Source organism: Limimaricola soesokkakensis (assembly GCF_900172345.1).
GTDB classification, from domain to species: domain Bacteria; phylum Pseudomonadota; class Alphaproteobacteria; order Rhodobacterales; family Rhodobacteraceae; genus Limimaricola; species Limimaricola soesokkakensis.
Genome location: NZ_FWFY01000005.1, coordinates 112,427 through 126,615 on the forward strand (window position 1 = coordinate 112,427; position 14,189 = coordinate 126,615).

Consider the following 14,189-nt stretch of genomic DNA (forward strand, 5'->3'; position numbering starts at 1 on the left):
GTCGCTGATGCGGCGTGTCAGGCGGTGAGCCCCTCGGGCTCGGGCAGGCCGTGGGCGCGGCAGCAGGCGGTCAGCGTGTTGGACAGCAGGCAGGCAATGGTCATCGGGCCGACGCCGCCGGGCACCGGCGTGATCGCGCCCGCGACGCGCGCCGCGTCGTCGAAATCGACATCGCCGACGAGCCGGGTCCTGCCGTCCCCGGCCTCGATCCGGTTGATGCCCACGTCGATCACCGTGGCGCCGGGCTTGATCCAGTCGCCCGGGATCATCCGTGGCCGGCCCACCGCCACCACGAGGATGTCGGCGCCCCGGCAGATCGCTTCGAGATCGCGCGAATGGCGATGCGCCACGGTCACAGTGCAGTCGTCGCGCAGCAGCAGCTGCGCCATCGGCCGGCCGACGATGTTCGAGCGTCCGACCACCACGGCGTTGAGCCCCTTGAGGCTGCCCAGCCGGTCGCGCAGCATCATCAGGCAGCCCAGCGGCGTGCAGGGCACCAGCGCCTTCTGCCCGGTTGCCAGAAGGCCGACATTGGAGACGTGGAAGCCGTCGACATCCTTGGCCGGGTCGATCGCCGCCAGCACCGCCTCTGTGTCGATGTGGCGCGGCAGCGGCAGCTGCACGAGGATGCCGTGCACCGCCGGGTCGGCGTTGAGCCGCGCCAGCAGCGTCAAGAGCTCGGCCTGCGTCGTCTCGGCGGCGAGCTTGTGCTCGAAGCCGGTCATGCCGACCTCGCGAGTCTGGCGCGCCTTGTTGCGCACATAGACCTCGGAGGCCGGGTCCTCGCCCACCAGCACCACCGCGAGCCCCGGCGTGATCCCCTGCACGGATGTCAGCTCCGCCACGTGATCGGCGACGCGAGCGCGCACACCGGCGGCAAAACCCTTGCCGTCGATGCGGGCCGCGCGCGTGGTCTCGCGGATGTTCATCTCAGCGCCCCCGTCAGCTCGGGCACGAGCTCGAACAGGTCGCCGACGAGGCCGTAATCGGCGACCTGGAAGATCGGCGCCTCCTCGTCCTTGTTGATCGCCACGATCACCTTCGAATCCTTCATGCCGGCGAGGTGCTGGATCGCCCCGGAGATGCCGACCGCGACGTAGAGATCGGGCGCGACCACCTTGCCGGTCTGGCCCACCTGCCAGTCGTTCGGGGCATAGCCCGCATCGACCGCGGCGCGGCTCGCGCCGACGGCGGCGCTGAGGCTGTCGGCCAGACCCTCGACCAGCGCGAAGTTCTCCTTCGAGGCCATGCCGCGCCCGCCCGAGACCACGCGGGAGGCCGAGGTCAGCTCCAGCCGGTCGCTTTCGGTCACCGCGTCGGTGAGCCATGCTGCGAGGCCCGGATCGGCGAGATCGGCCACGGTCTCGATCGGGGCGGCCTCGCCCTCGCCCGCCGCGTCGAAGCCGGTGGTGCGGATCGTCATGAGCTTGACCGCGTCGCGCGACCGCACGGTCTGGATCGCGTTGCCGGCATAGATCGGCCGCTCGAAGGTCTCGGCGTCCACCACCTTGAGTACGTCGGGGATCACCATCACGTCGAGCAGCCCGGCGACGCGGGGCAGCGCGTTCTTGGCGACCGAGGTGGCGGGGGCGGCGACGTGCTCGAACTCGCCCGCCAGCACCGCGATCAGCGCCGCCAGAGGCTCGGCCATCTGGTGGGCGTATTGCGTGCCCTCGGCCAGCAGCACGCGGGCCGCGCCGTCGATCCGCGCCGCCTCGGCCGCCGCCTCGGGCGTCGCCCCGGCGCAGAGCAGCGTCACCGGCCCGAGATCGCGCACCGCGCGCATCGCCTTGGCCGTGGCGTCGCGGTTCAGCGCGCCCTTCGAGATTTCAGCTACCAGAAGAACCGCCATCAGAGGACCCCCGCTTCCTTGAGTTGACCGACCAGCTCGTTCACCGAGCCGAGCTTGATCCCGGCCTGGCGGCCCTGCGGCTCGCGCACCGAGACGATTTCGAGCCGCGGGCTGACATCGACGCCGTAATCAGCGGCGCTGGTCTCCACGAGCGGCTTCTTCTTGGCCTTCATGATGTTGGGCAGCGAGGCGTAGCGCGGTTCGTTGAGGCGCAGATCGGCGCTGACGATCGCCGGCAGCTTCACCTCAATGCTCTGCAGCCCGCCATCGACCTCGCGGGTCACCTTGGCGACACCGTCCGCGATCTCGAGCTTCGAGGCGAACATCGCCTGACCCCAGCCGAGCCTAGCGGCCAGCATCTGTCCGGTGGCGTTCATGTCGTTGTCGATCGCCTGCTTGCCGGTGATGACCAGCTCGGGCGCCTCGGCCTCGACCACCTTGGCGAGGATCCGCGCCACGGCGAGCGGCTCGATGTCCTGATGCACGTCGTCGCCGGCGTTCACGAGGATCGCGCGGTCGGCGCCCATGGCCAGCGCCGTGCGCAGCGCGTCCTGCGCCTGTTTCACCCCGATCGAGACCACGATCACCTCGGAGGCCACGCCCGCCTCCTTGAGCCGGATCGCCTCCTCGACCGCGATCTCGTCGAAGGGGTTCATCGACATCTTCACGTTGGCGAGGTCGACGCCGCTGCCATCCGCCTTCACCCGCGGCTGCACGTTGTAGTCCATCACGCGTTTCACCGGCACGAGTATCTTCATGTCGTCTCCAGTCACTGTCTTGGGGGGCGGGCCCGGCGCGGGCCCCATGGGCCTCGCCGGAGCGCCCCGATTGTCTCGGGCCGGGCGGGGCGCGCACCCCGCCCGGTGCTCGGGTCAGGCCCTGATGCGCAGGTTCTCGGGGTCGTAGAGGCCCGGATCCACCACGGTCGCGGCGACCGCCTTGCCGATCACCTCGACCTGCAGCGGCGTGCCCACTTCGGCGTATTCGGGGTGCAGGAAGCCCATGGCGAGGTTCTTGCCGACCCGGTGGCCCCAGCCGGCCGAAGTGATGGTGCCGATGCATCTGCCATTGGCGAGAATGCTGTCGCCTCCATGCGCCGGGGCGTGGTCGCAATCGAGCGCGAGGGTGACGAAGCGCCGCTTTAGCCCGCCTGCCAGCTGCTTCTCCAGTGCCGCCTTGCCGATGAAATCGGGCTTGTCCATCTTCACGAAGCGGTCGAGACCGCTCTCGATCGGGTTGAACTCGGTGATCAGGTCCGCCTTCCAGTGGCGATAGCCCTTCTCGAGCCGCATCGACTCCACGGCGTGGCCGCCGAACAGGGTCAGCCCGTGCTTCTCGCCCTCGGCCCTGAGCGCCAGCCAGGCGGCGTAGAGCTGGTGGTTGGGCACGTGGATCTCGTAGGCGAGCTCGCCCGAGAAGCTGACCGACATGACCACGGCGGGCGCGATGCCGACGAAGGCGCGGCGCACCGAGAGCCATGGGAAAGCGGCCTTCGACCAGTCGCCGCGCGACACGCCCGACAGCACCTCGCGCGATTTCGGCCCGGCGAGGACGAGGATCGTCCAGTCATTTGTGAGCGAGCGGACCTGCACCGAGCCGTCCTTCGGCAGATGCGCCTGCAGCCAGTCCATGTCGTGGTATTCGGAGGCCGCGGCCGAGCCGTACCAGATCGTGTCGGCGTCGAGATTGGCCAGCGTCGCCTCGGCCTTCACGTTGCCGTGGTGGTTCAAGAGGTAGGTCAGGCCGACCTTGCCATCCTTGCGCGGGATCCGTCCGCAGACCATGGTGTCGAGCCAGTCGCGCGCGCCGGGGCCGGTGATCTCGAAGCGGTTGAAGCCGTTGACCTCCGCGAGGCCCACGCCCGTGCGTACCGCCTCGATTTCGCGGGCCACGACGGGGAAGGTCTCGTTGAAGCGGAAGCTGTGGGTTTCCTCGAAATCAGGGCTGGGCTTGATGTAGGCCACGCGCTCCCAGCCGTTGACGGTGCCGAACTCGGCGCCCTCGGCGGCAAGCACCGGGGTCAGCGGCGTGGTCTTGGCCGGGCGGCCCGCCGGGCGGTGCTCATGCGGGAAGTGGAAGCGGAACTCGTTCTGGTAATCCTCGATCGCCTTTAGCGCGGTCAGTTCGACATTGGCGTGGCCGGTGAAGCGGCGCGGGTCGATGACCCATGTGTCGTAGCAGGCCTCGCCATGCACGATCTGCTGCGCCAGCAGCCAGCCATGGCCGCCGCCCTCGCCGAGGCCCGCACGCAGGCCGATGATGCAGAACGCGTTGCGCTTTCCGGGGATGGGGCCGACCAGCGGCGCGCCGTCGATGGTGTAGGTGATCGGGCCGTTGACGACCGAGTGGATGCCCACATCCATCAGCGCCGGCATCCGCGCGAAGGCGCCTTCGAGCACGTCCATTACCCGGTCGAGATCGTCGGGGCAGAGCGCGTTAACGAAGTTCGGGTCGATCCCGTCCATGCCCCAGGTCTTGCAGTCCTGCTCGTAGAAGCCGACCAGCAGGCCGTTCTTTTCCTGGCGGCAGTAATAATCGCTGATCGGGCAGCGCAGCAGCGGCATGCGGAAGCCCGCCTCCTCGATCGCCTTGATCGGCTCGGTGAGGAAATACTGGTGCTCCATCGAGGCGACGGGGTGGTGCACCCCCATCATCGCGCCGACCTCGTTGACCCGGTAGCCGCAGGCGTTGACGACGATCTCGCAGGCGATGTCGCCATGCTCGGTATGCACGGTCCAGCTGTCATCCTTGTGCTGGGTCAGCCCGGTCACGGGGGTGTTGCGGTAGACCTCTGCCCCGGCGAGGCGGGCGCGGCGCGCCAGCGCCTGGCACAGCTGCGCCGGGTCGATGTCGCCATCGAGCGGGTCCCAGAGCCCGCCGAGCAGGTTGTCGGTGGAAATCAGCGGATGCCGCCGGGCGCATTCCTCGGCATCGATCACCTCGAAGTCAACGGCCATGCCTTTCGCGACGCTGGCGAAATGGCGATAGCCCTCCATTTGCCGTTCGGTATTGGCCAGCCGAATTCCGCCATCGGCGTGGTGGTAATTGATCGGGTATTCCGGGTCCTCGGCCAGTTCCTTGTAGAGCTTGATGGAATGGCTTTTCAGCCCGACCATGGTCTGGGTCGCGCCGAAATTGGTGACCTGCGCGGCCGAATGCCAGGTGGTTCCGGATGTGAGCTCGTTTCTTTCGACGAGCACGACGTCGGTCCAACCTTCCTGGGTCAGGTGGTAAAGGGTGGAGCATCCCGCGATGCCTCCGCCGATTACGACGACGCGTGTCTGATTTTTCATTCTACCCTCGGACCGTTTCGGATTTGTGACGAGTAGCGCGACAGATTGCCGCCCGGTCAATCGCGCCGAGGCTTCGTTCAGGGAAACAGAACGGGGGTGGGTGATCTGCTGAACGAAGGGCCGCCTCTGGCGGGAAACCCGGCCCGGCCCGGCCTGGCAGCGTCACGCGGTCGGCGGAATTTCGGGCGGGTTGCTCATCCGCGGGTCAGCTTCGAAAACCGCTCCCGCAGGGGGCTTCGGGGGGGTGCCAGCCCCGGCCCGGACCCGGATTCGAGGTCGACCGGGAGACGAAGCACGGGCATTGTCCGATGCGGGACATCCCGAGGTTCGATGATGGCGACGACACAGACCCCCCCCACCGCGACCGAGCGGCCGATCGCGCGGCTGACGCTGCGAGGCCTGCGCGCCTTCATCGCGCTGGAGGAAGCGCGCTCGGTCGCCGGGGCCGCGCAGAAGCTCGGGGTGAGCAAGTCGAACGTGTCGCAGCAGATCACCGCGCTCGAGCAGAATGTCGGTGCCAAGCTGTTCGACCGCAACAGCCGACCGATCCTGCTGACCCCGGCGGGGCAGGTGCTCAGCATGCATGCGCACCGCATCATGGCGACGGTTTCGGCGGCGGAGGCGAACCTCGCCGAGTTCAACCTTCGTAGCCTGCCGGTCCTGAACCTCGGGATCATCGACGATCTCGACGCCTCGATCACACCGGCGGTGGCCTCTTCGTTGCAGCGGCAATTGCCGCAATGCTTCATCTCGACCTTCTCGGGCCGCTCGGACCAGGTGACGGCCAAGCTCCTGTCGCGCGATGTCGATATCGCCATTACGGGGATCATGCCGACCGACATGCACCGCTTCAGCATCCTTCAGCTTTTGCGCGAGCAATTCGTCTTGATTTCCGCCAAAGGACAATATGACCGCCGTGAGGATTGGCGGCAGAGCCTGACCCGGCTGCCTCTCGTGCAATACGCGGAAACGATGCCTCTGGGGCGGCTGGTCTCGGGCCATTTGAAGCGCGTCGGGTTTCACCCGCAGCGGCGATTTTCGTTCGAAACGAACCGCTCGGTCATCGCGACGGTGGCGCAAAATGGCGGCTGGACGATTTCGACGCCGCTCAGCCTTCTCGATGTCGGATCGCTCGTGTCGGAAATAGACATATCGCCATTGCCCTTCGCGAGCCTGTCGCGGCAGATCTATCTGGTGACCAGAAGCGACGAGCTCGGCAATCTGCCGACCCGGCTTGCGCGGGAGTGCCGGGCATTGCTGCACGACAAGCTGCTGCCGGATTTCGCGAAGATCGCGCCGATGATCGCCGGCGCGATCGAGGTGCAGGGCGACGAGGAATCCCTCGGCGAACCGGCGGACCCGATTGGTTTCGACCACTAGCGCAGAGCAGCCCTTCAGTCTCTCGATGTCGGGCCGTGCCAGCGCTGCCACCTGTGAGGGGAAGCGCGTAAGTTTTCGCAAAGCGTGGATTTGCGGCGCCTCGTGCCCGGCGGGAAGGACGGGTCGAGTATGCGGTTGCGCAAGGCTTGGTGGACCCGTCTCTTCGCCAGTTCCGCGCCCATGCTTGATGCTGCGAAAGCTGGCCTCGACCGGTCAGGTCACGCTGACGGCCAGATCACCCAGACCCTCGATGCTGGCCCGCATCCTGTCGCCGCGCCTGACCGGGCCGACGCCCGCGGGCGTGCCGGCCATGATCACGTCACCTGCGGCGAGCTCGAAATACTTCGACAGGTAGGAGATCATCTCGGGCACCTTCCAGATCATCTGGTTCAGGTCGCCCTCCTGCGCGAGGTCATCATTGACCCGCAGCTCGATCCGGCCTTGGTCGGGGTGACCGGCCTGCGCGACCGGCATCAGCGGGCCTACCGGTCCGGAGCGCTCGAACGCCTTGCCGATCTCCCAGGGGCGGCCCGCTTTCTTGGCCTCGCCCTGCAGGTCGCGCCGGGTCATGTCGAGCGCCACGCCGTAGCCCCAGACGTGATCCAGCGCATGCCTGACGGGGATGTCGCTGCCGCCGGATTTCAGAGCGACCAGCAGCTCCACCTCGTGATGGACGTCCTGGCTGTGCGGCGGGTAGGGGAACGTGCCGGAGGCATCCAGATTGTCGGGGTTCTTCTGAAAGAAGAAGGGCGGCTCGCGGTCCGGGTCATGGCCCATCTCGACCGCATGCGCCGCGAAATTGCGGCCGATGCAATAGACCCGGCGGACCGGGTACAGGCCGCCATCGGTGGTCGGGATGGTCGGAACCGGCGGCGCCGGGATGACGAAGTCGTTCATGTCTCGCCTCGCTGGTGTGGACATCGATCCAACCCTATCCGCCGCCATTCGTCGAGGGCGCGCGGCTGCGGGGCAGCATGCTCACAGGCAGGAGGAGAAGGCCACCACCGGCAGCATCGTCCAGGCCGCCGCGAGCAGGGCCACCGCTGCGAGGGCGAGGCTGATACTGCGAAGCCGGGGATCTGGTTCGCGCCAGCGCGGCGACCTGAGGATCAGCAGGCATAGGGCCTGCAACGCGATCGCCGCCAGCGTCGCGCCGATCAGAAGCGCGCGCTCGGGCGGGGCGATGGGCGGCTCGGCCCAGCGGCTCGAGCAGAGAAGGCCGTGCAAGCCGTAGACCGCGCTGAAGGAGGCGAGCCAGAGCCCCAGCGGCAGCGACAGGCGCAGCACCGAGATCATGTCAGCCACCCCGGCAGCGCCGCCGCCAGAACCGCGATCCCCGAGACGAGCACGGCGTAATCGCTCCACAGCCGCGCGATGCGTGGCTCGCCACCAATGATGGCGCCGACATGACCGGTCCGGCCACGCGCCGCGACGAAGAGCGCCATCACCAGCGCCACCGCGAGATGCAGCAGCGCGTAGCCCATCAGCACCCACAGCGTGGCGTCATAGGCATGCGCGGTCGGGTCGGGCACGCGGGTCAGGATCCGGATCCCCGCCCATGCGAGGCCGCCGAGCCCCGGCAGCAAGAGGAGCAGCCCGGTGCCGGGGCGCAGTCTTGGTCCCAGAGCGGCGAGCCCGGCGCCCGCCAGCGCCGCGAGCGCCACGTCGGGGCCGGGCTCCGCGTAGCGCGGCGGCGGCCAGTTGGGGGCGATGGTCCATAGAAAGATATAGCCGAAGAGCAGCGAGCCGAAGAATGTGCCGTTCGCGAGAAGCAGGAAGATCGATCCCCACCAGCCCGGCGGATCGGCGACCTCGCCGGCGGTCAACAACTCGGGGCCGTGCCCCACCGGCAACGCGCCCTCGCGCGTGGTGCCGCCGAGGCTCCAGACCCAGTACAGGGCGCAGCAGATCACGCCGGTGGCCGAGATCGGCACCAGCCAGTAGGTCTTGAGCAGCATTCCCAGGAAAAACAGGCCGGTCACCGCCGACATCAGCATCGGCAGGAAGGTGTTGCCCGGAAAGACGGTGATGTAGCGCGGGGCGCCGGTGGCGATCTCGACCGAAAGGGTTTCGCGCCGGCCCCGCGACGGATCGCCGAGATACCCCTCGCCCCGCGCGAGCCGGACCGGCAGGTCGGGAGCGTCGTAGAGCGGCTCGCGCGACGTGACCTGCGGCAGGCTCGCGAAGTTGTATGGTGCCGAGGGCGTGGGCATGGCCCATTCCAGCGTGCCCGCCTTCCACGGGTCGCGCGAGCCGCGGATCGCCACCGCCGCGTTGATCACAACGTCGATCAGCACCAGCGCGAAGCCGATCGACATGACGAAGCCGCTGATCGAGGCGATCAGGTTGATCGCCTCCCAGCCCTGACCGCTCTCATAGGTATCGATCCGTCGCCGCATGCCCAGAAGACCGGCCCAGTGCAGCAGCAGGAAGGTGCCGTGAAGCCCCGGCACGATCAGCCAGAAGGCGGTGTTTCCGAGTTTGAAGTAGGTCTTGCGCCCTGTGAAATGCGGCATCCAGTAATAGAGCGCCGCCAGCATCGGAAACACGAAGCCGCCGACCAGCACGTAATGCAGATGCGCCACGATGAAGTAGGTGTCATGCGCCTGCCAGTCGAAGGGCACGATCGCCACCATCACCCCGGTGAGACCGCCGATCACGAAGGTGGCGAAGAAGGCCAGCAGCCACAGCATCGGCAAATGCAGGCTCGGGCGGCCCTTCGACAGCGTGCCGATCCAGGCGAAGATCTGCACCGCCGTCGGCACCGCCACCAGCGTCGAGGCGGCCGAGAAGAAGGCCAACCCCATGTGCGGGATGCCGGTGGTGAACATGTGGTGGACCCAGAGCCCGAAGCTGAGCACGCCCAAGGACACCGCCGCCGCCACGACCCAGCCATAACCCATCAGCCGCGTGCGGGCCATCACCGGCAGGATGGTCGAGATCGCCCCCGCCGCGGGCAGGAAGATGATGTAGACCTCCGGGTGGCCGAACAGCCAGAACAGGTGCTGCCACAAGAGCGCGTCGCCGCCCGCCGCGACCTGGAAGAACGGCATGTCGAAGGCGCGCTCCAGCTCCAGAAGGATCGAGCCGAGGATCAGCGGCGGAAAGCCCGTGAGGATCATCACCGCCGTGACCAGCGCGTACCAGGCAAAGATCGGCATCCGCGACAGCGACATGCCCGGCGCGCGGTAGCGCAGCACCGTCACGGTGATCTCGACCGCCGCTGAAATGGCCGAGATCTCGACGAAGGTGATGCCGATCAGCCAGAAATCCGAGTTGATCCCCGGCGCGCCGATGGTCGAGGAGAGCGGCGGATACATGAACCAGCCGCTGTCGGGCGCCACGCCAGCCAGCAGCGAGAAGATCATCATCGAGCCGCCGAAGACGTAGCACCAGAAGCCGTAGGCGGTGAGCCGCGGGAAGGCGAGGTCGCGGGTGCCCAGCATCTTCGGCAGCAGGTAGACCGCGAGCCCCTCGAAGAAGGGGATCGCGAACAGGAACATCATGATGGTCCCGTGCATGGTGAAGATCTGGTTGTAATGGTCCGGCCCCAGAAAGGCCGAGCGCGGGCTCGCGAGTTGCGCCCGGATCAGCATCGCGAGGATGCCGCCGACGATGAAGAAGAAGATGGCGACCGCGAGGAACATGCGGCCCAGATCGGTGTGGTTGACCGTGGTGAACCAGCCCCTGAGGCCGGGCTCGGAGGCCCAGATGCGCGACAGCGCGCGGTGACGCCTGAGCGCGTTCATGGTCTCTCTCCCCGCAGGAAGGCCTGCCAGCCCTCCGCGTCATGCGCGATCACCGTGAAGCGGTGGTCGCGGTATCCCGGTCCGTTGTATTCGGCGTTCAGCCCCTCGTAGCGGCCCGGCCGGTCGGCCTCGAGCCTGAGCACGTTCACATGACCCGGCACGGCGTCGAGCTTGCCCGCCAGCCGCGGCACCCAGAAGGAATGGACCACGTCGGCGGAGCTGATCGCCACGTCGACCGGGCGCCCGGCGGGGATGTGAAGCTCGTTCTCGGTCACCCGCCCGGGCGCGTCGGCATAGCCGAAGCGCCAGTCCCATTGCCGGGCCTCGGCGCGCACCTCGACCAGATCGGGCGTGGCGCGCGGCAGCAGCCGTTCGCCGATCACGAGACCGTAGGCCAGCAGCGCGGCGAGCACGACCAGCGGAAAGGCGAGGCCGAGCCAGACGACGAAGCGCCGCTCCTGCACCTCGCCCGGCGGCCGCCGCCAGGCCCAGGCGATCAGCCCGGCGACGAGAAGGAAGATCGCCGTCGCGCCGATCAAGAGCACCCACCACAGCGTGGCGATGATCGCGGCGGCGGGTCCGGCCGGATGCACTGCCGAAAGGCTCTCTTCGCAACCGGCGAGCAGCAGGAGTGTTGAGCCGGCGACACCACTGCGCAGGAGAGGCCGGGCATGGCGGAAGAGATGATCAACGAAAAGGAGGATCTGGTCGATCCGATCGCGGAAGCGCCGGGCTACGACCAGACAGAATCCCTCGTCGGGATCTGGGGCCATCCGCTGCACGCGATGAGCGTGGCCTTTCCGGTGGCGCTGACCTTCTGCAATTTCGGGGCCGACGTCCTCTACTGGTGGTCTGGCGAGCTGTTCTGGGCCCGCGCCGCGATCTGGGCGGCGGGTACGGCCTTCCTGTTCGGCCTCGCCGCAGGCGCCACGGGCACCGCCGAGCTGCTGTTGGTTCCCGGCATCCGCATCCGCGCCCCGGCATGGACCCATTTCGTGATCGCGGTGCTGCTGCTGTCGCTGCTTGGGCTGAACTGGGGCTACCGGCTGCAGGGCTACGAGGCGGCGGTGCTGCCCTACGGCATCCTGATGTCGGGCTTCAACGTGCTCGTGGTGATGGTCACGGGATGGCATGGCGGCAAACTCGTTTTCGATTATCGTCTGGGCACGTCGAAAGGCAGCTGATTGCCGCGCGGCTCTGCGAGCCAGCCGGGCACCGGGATCTCGCTGAGCTCCGGCTTGGCGAGGACCAGCACCAGGATCGTCAGGATCGGCACCAGTAGCAGGACGAGCGGCAGCACCGGGTTCGGCGCCCGGTGCGCGCCTTCGCGTTCGGCCACCGCGACGAGGACGTAGCCGACCCAGACGTGAAAGCTCACCAGCAGCGCCACGAAGACCAGCTTCGCGAACATCCATGTCACGAAGACCTCGCGCAGGAAGATCAGCCCGGTGCCCGAGGCGATGGCAAGCACCGCCGAGGGCGTGACAAAATAGGTATAGGCGTAATGGGTGGCGCGGCGGATGCGATCGTAATCGCTCTGGCCGATCGCCGGGTCGTGCCGCGACAGCATCAATGGCAGCGCGAAGAGCCCGCCGCACCACAGCAGCAGCATGCCGACATGCAGCGCCTTCAGATGCGGGATCAGCCCGGCGAGCCAGCTCATGCCGCCGCACGCTCCGCCATGCGCCAGCCGCGGCGCGCGGAGAGGGCGATCACCGCGAGATAGGGCAGCATCGCCGGCACCCACATGATCAGCCCGCCGAGCTGCTGATCGGCCAGCGGCGAGAGGCCCCAGCCGAGCGGCGCCAGCGCATGCGCCGCGTAGAGCTGCGCCGGGGCGAAGGTGAGGATTGCGCCGAGCAGCCCCATCTGCATGAGCCCGGCCAGCGTCCACAGCATCGCCTCGATGGCCGATCGCTCGGCCAGCACGGCGCGCCAGAACCAGACGGCTGAGCCCAGCAGGCTCAGCTGCATGATCCAGTAGACAGCGATGTCGCGCAGCGCGAGGTCATAGGCGGCAGGCAGATGCCAGGCCCAGAGCAGGGCGGTCGAGATCAGGAAAGGCAGGGCGGCGCCCGAGGAGCGGCGGCTGGGCCACGCGGCGGCGAGCAGCGGTGCCGCTACGGCCACCAGCAGCACGTGGTGCACGACCCGTGCCGAGAACAGCGCCACCGCCATCGCGCAGAGCGGCGAGACGAAGGCGAGGGCCAGCACCGCCGTCGCGGCGAGGCCGGCGCGGCTGTGCCGCAGGGCGATCGCCATGACGAACAGGGCGCCCAGCAGCAGGGGATCGAAATTCCACGATTGCAGCGCGTTTTCTGGCAGCGGTGCCGCGCCGCAATAGCTCCCCGGCAATATCCACTCCGACATCCGGCATCCCCTCGCCCCGTTCGCGCAGGCGCCCGGTTTCGGCCATCCCACTGAACCGAACGTCCCGGATCGGCTCGGGTTCTACCGATGGTCGCATAAATTTGACGCGTGTCCGCAATCGGGTATGGGGCCGGGAAAACGCCCGGCCTGGCCATTGCGGGGACATAGCTAAGCATCCTATTTTTCGGGCATGGGTAGCGAAGCGCTTTACCACCTGCTCGACCCAGGCAACGCGCACCGTCTCCGGGGTGCCGAGATTTTCGACCACGCGGTCGATCCGGAGCAGCTGGCAAGATTCCTGGCCGATGAAGGTCACGTGCTGGTCTTCGCGACGGTCGGTGACGCCGTGGTTGGCTTCGCGTCCGGCACCGTGCTGCTTCACCCCGACAAGAAACCGGCCCTCTTCATCAACGAGGTCGGCGTCATCGAGCGATCGCGGCGGCAGGGCATTGGCACGGCGCTCTGCGGTATGTTGATCGAGGTGGCACGTGCGCGCGGATGCAAGGGGGTCTGGCTCGCCACCGAGGCGGACAATCATGCCGCACGAGCGCTCTACCGGCGGCTCGAGGCGAGGGAAACGCGAGACCTGGTCGCCTATGACTGGGATGGCGCGATGGATGCGTGATCGCCGCGAAGCGATTGATACGGGTCAGCGGGCGATCCCTGTGCTGCCTTCAATCCGATACCTGCACGCCTCGCCAATCTGGCCAATGCGCCAATTGCCAATTGGAAATTTCCGACCGGTCGAGCTGGCCGAGCCGGACCGCGGCGCGAGGGTGGGTCACGGCCATGCCACGAACAGGGGAAAGTTCGGCCTGTCCGGACAACTACGCCCTTCGCATGTCGCTCCGTCAGATCTCGCAGTCACCCGTAAGCAGTGGAGGCCGACCTGGGAAGTGTCCACCGAATGCGCTCGTGAAAAAATCTTTGAAAATTTCACGAACCGTGTGAGGCTCCACCTGACACAGCGATGGACCGCGATTCGTGATGACGGGAGCCGATCTCAGGACACTGCGCCGCAACCGCGGCATGACGCTGGCGGAGCTTGCCGGCGCGATGGGCCGGTCGGTCGGCTGGGCCTCTCAGGTCGAGCGTGACCTGTCGCGGATCGGGGCCGAGGATCTGGAGCGGCTCGCGGCGGTACTCGGCGTCGCGCCGGCGCTGCTGTCGCAGCCCGCGCCGGAGGCCGCGCGGGAAGAGGGGCGCATCGTGCGCGCCGACCGCCGGCGCCCGATCGGCGACAGGCATGAGGGCCTGTTCGAGACGCTGATCTCGCCCGATCTCACCGACAGCTTCGAGATCGTGCATTCCCGTTTCGAGCCCGGCAGCGCCCTCGAGACGCCGATGCAGCGCGCCACGCAGGAGATCGGCTTCATGTTGTCGGGCCGGCTCGACCTCTGGTTCGGGCCCGAGAAGTTCACAGTCGCTTCGGGCGACAGCTTCCGCATCCGAAACGAGCCCTATCGCTGGGCCAACCCCCATGCCGAACCCGCGATCGCCCTGTGGGTGATCTCGCCCCCCGTCTACTGAGTTCAGAGAGGCCAA

The 14,189-nt window shown here is 67.7% G+C and carries 14 protein-coding genes; 4 read left to right on the forward strand and 10 right to left on the reverse strand.

Annotated features, from left to right (window positions below; translation table 11 throughout):
- Nucleotides 1-17 precede the first annotated feature (17 nt).
- The 4 genes from folD to LOS8367_RS10205 all read right to left on the reverse strand — a co-directional run bounded on the left by folD (nt 18) and on the right by LOS8367_RS10205 (nt 5,145).
- Nucleotides 18-929: a bifunctional methylenetetrahydrofolate dehydrogenase/methenyltetrahydrofolate cyclohydrolase FolD gene (gene folD / locus LOS8367_RS10190; protein WP_085896394.1), complete on the reverse strand. Its 912-nt coding sequence runs from the start codon at nt 927-929 to the stop codon at nt 18-20.
- Nucleotides 926-1,852: an electron transfer flavoprotein subunit alpha/FixB family protein gene (locus tag LOS8367_RS10195; RefSeq protein WP_085896395.1), complete on the reverse strand. Its 927-nt coding sequence runs from the start codon at nt 1,850-1,852 to the stop codon at nt 926-928. Before LOS8367_RS10195 ends, folD begins: the two co-directional genes overlap by 4 nt.
- Nucleotides 1,852-2,610, reverse strand: coding sequence for an electron transfer flavoprotein subunit beta/FixA family protein (locus LOS8367_RS10200; protein WP_085896396.1), 759 nt, complete (start codon nt 2,608-2,610; stop codon nt 1,852-1,854). Before LOS8367_RS10200 ends, LOS8367_RS10195 begins: the two co-directional genes overlap by 1 nt.
- 114 nt (nt 2,611-2,724) lie before the next feature.
- On the reverse strand, nt 2,725-5,145 hold the full coding sequence (locus LOS8367_RS10205; protein ID WP_085896397.1) for a GcvT family protein: 2,421 nt from the start codon (nt 5,143-5,145) through the stop codon (nt 2,725-2,727).
- A gap of 45 nt (nt 5,146-5,190) precedes the next feature.
- Here LOS8367_RS10205 and LOS8367_RS10210 point away from each other — a divergent pair, with 45 nt between their 5' ends.
- Nucleotides 5,191-6,525, forward strand: a complete 1,335-nt coding sequence (locus LOS8367_RS10210; RefSeq protein WP_133166684.1) for a LysR family transcriptional regulator — start codon at nt 5,191-5,193, stop codon at nt 6,523-6,525.
- Between the two features lie 213 nt (nt 6,526-6,738).
- On the opposite strand, the gene LOS8367_RS10215 is transcribed toward LOS8367_RS10210, so the two are convergent.
- The 4 genes from LOS8367_RS10215 to LOS8367_RS10230 form a co-directional block, all read right to left on the reverse strand.
- The gene (locus LOS8367_RS10215) at nt 6,739-7,422 is read right to left on the reverse strand and encodes a fumarylacetoacetate hydrolase family protein (protein WP_085896399.1); all 684 of its coding nucleotides are present in this window, start codon (nt 7,420-7,422) and stop codon (nt 6,739-6,741) included.
- Between the two features lie 81 nt (nt 7,423-7,503).
- Nucleotides 7,504-7,821 carry a hypothetical protein gene (locus tag LOS8367_RS10220; RefSeq protein ID WP_085896400.1) on the reverse strand — a complete coding sequence of 106 codons (318 nt, stop codon included), beginning with the start codon at nt 7,819-7,821 and terminating at the stop codon, nt 7,504-7,506.
- The gene (ctaD, locus tag LOS8367_RS10225) at nt 7,818-10,274 is read right to left on the reverse strand and encodes a cytochrome c oxidase subunit I (RefSeq protein WP_085896401.1); all 2,457 of its coding nucleotides are present in this window, start codon (nt 10,272-10,274) and stop codon (nt 7,818-7,820) included. Before ctaD ends, LOS8367_RS10220 begins: the two co-directional genes overlap by 4 nt.
- A complete protein-coding gene (locus LOS8367_RS10230) occupies nt 10,271-10,867 on the reverse strand; it encodes a cytochrome c oxidase subunit II (protein ID WP_242665559.1) in 597 nt (198 codons plus the stop codon). Before LOS8367_RS10230 ends, ctaD begins: the two co-directional genes overlap by 4 nt.
- Before the next feature lie 78 nt (nt 10,868-10,945).
- On the opposite strand from LOS8367_RS10230, the gene LOS8367_RS10235 reads away from it, so the two are divergent.
- On the forward strand, nt 10,946-11,458 hold the full coding sequence (locus LOS8367_RS10235; RefSeq protein ID WP_085896518.1) for a DUF2231 domain-containing protein: 513 nt from the start codon (nt 10,946-10,948) through the stop codon (nt 11,456-11,458).
- On the opposite strand, the gene LOS8367_RS10240 is transcribed toward LOS8367_RS10235, so the two are convergent.
- Both LOS8367_RS10240 and LOS8367_RS10245 read right to left on the reverse strand, forming a co-directional pair.
- Nucleotides 11,428-11,937, reverse strand: coding sequence for a CopD family protein (locus LOS8367_RS10240; RefSeq protein WP_085896402.1), 510 nt, complete (start codon nt 11,935-11,937; stop codon nt 11,428-11,430). The genes LOS8367_RS10235 and LOS8367_RS10240 overlap by 31 nt on opposite strands.
- A complete protein-coding gene (locus LOS8367_RS10245; RefSeq protein WP_085896403.1) occupies nt 11,934-12,644 on the reverse strand; it encodes a cytochrome c oxidase assembly protein in 711 nt (236 codons plus the stop codon). The genes LOS8367_RS10240 and LOS8367_RS10245 overlap by 4 nt, the downstream gene beginning before the upstream one ends.
- Before the next feature lie 190 nt (nt 12,645-12,834).
- On the opposite strand from LOS8367_RS10245, the gene LOS8367_RS10250 reads away from it, so the two are divergent.
- Nucleotides 12,835-13,269 (forward strand): GNAT family N-acetyltransferase, encoded by a 435-nt coding sequence (locus LOS8367_RS10250; RefSeq protein ID WP_085896404.1) that lies wholly within the window; start codon nt 12,835-12,837, stop codon nt 13,267-13,269.
- 362 nt (nt 13,270-13,631) lie between these two features.
- Complete coding sequence (locus LOS8367_RS10255; RefSeq protein ID WP_085896405.1) at nt 13,632-14,174, forward strand: helix-turn-helix domain-containing protein; 543 nt, start codon at nt 13,632-13,634, stop codon at nt 14,172-14,174.
- Nucleotides 14,175-14,189: the final 15 nt, after the last annotated feature.